Below are 1074 nucleotides of genomic sequence, written 5' to 3' on the forward strand. Positions count from 1 at the left end.
CCAGCTAACGGACCTATGACTAAAAACTTAGCAACTTTCAGTGTATGACTAACCGATAATGATAATGTAGCTGCTACATAAAACAAAGGAAAAAGATATGGATTGCAATTTCAATTCAAATGACGAGGTGAAGAAGGCGCAGGAGATCTTTCACATGTATGTTGAGGGAGCGTATGGGCTTAATTCCCAGCAAGATAGAAATAAGTTGATCGAAAAGGGTTATTTCAAAGGTGCCGCCGAACATAACAAATTTATCGAAATTTTTAGTGACGGGGCGATCACAGGCGATGAATTGAACGACCTGACTAAATCTGGCTATTCGCTCGATTTTGTAGGCGAACTAAAAAGACTCGCCGGCGGCGACGGCTATAATCCACTAAGAGAACATGTCAAATGGCTTACGGATAACTGTGTGCCAAAATGGTATAGAATTCGGGATTACAAATCAGGCTATAGGGCAGAGATGATCAAAATGCTGGCTGGCATAATAGATCTCTCCGTTATCAAGGAAGAGGCGTTGAAAGCAGTGACGGAATCTCTGCTCTCTGCGCTTAATGATAGTGCTCGGTCTGTGCGTTCAGCGGCCGCAGGTACACTTGGCAAAATAGGTGACGAATCTGCCGTGCCGATGCTAATTCTCGCGCTTAAGGATAGCGATCAAGATGTTCGTTCGGCGGCCGCATACTCGCTTGGCAAGATCGGTAACAAATCTACCGTACCGGCGCTACTAAGGCCCGCGCTTAGAGATGAAGATAAATATGTTCGTTCAGCGGCCGTATACGCGCTCGGCGAAATTGGTCATAAATCTGCCGTGCCGACGCTAATTTCCGCGTTTAAGGATAAAGATACATATGTTCGTTCAGCGGCTGCAGATGCGCTTGGCAAAATCGGCGATAGAACTGCCCTGCGGGCGTTAAATTTAGTAGTGAGTAATGATATAGATCCAAATGTTCGATCATCCGCCAGACGTGCTATTTCGACGATCAAAAAATAAAGGGTCTTCGCGGATATGAGTGGGTCATTTGCGGGACAAGGTGACGGGAAGAAGTTGTCAGACGTGGATCATCTGTTAAT

At 45.6% G+C, this 1074-nt stretch carries 1 protein-coding gene; it reads left to right on the forward strand.

Annotated features, from left to right (window positions below):
- Window positions 1–97: 97 nt before the first annotated feature.
- Window positions 98–994, forward strand: coding sequence for a hypothetical protein (locus COV46_07865; protein ID PIR16565.1), 897 nt, complete (start codon window positions 98–100; stop codon window positions 992–994).
- Window positions 995–1074: the final 80 nt, after the last annotated feature.

This window comes from Deltaproteobacteria bacterium CG11_big_fil_rev_8_21_14_0_20_49_13 (genome assembly GCA_002796305.1).
In the GTDB taxonomy this organism is placed as follows: Bacteria; UBA10199; UBA10199.

Coding starts and splice junctions, on each gene's coding strand:
- COV46_07865 (PIR16565.1), top strand. CDS start 98: ATGGATTGCAATTTCAATTCAAATGACGAGGTGAAGAAGGCGCAGGAG.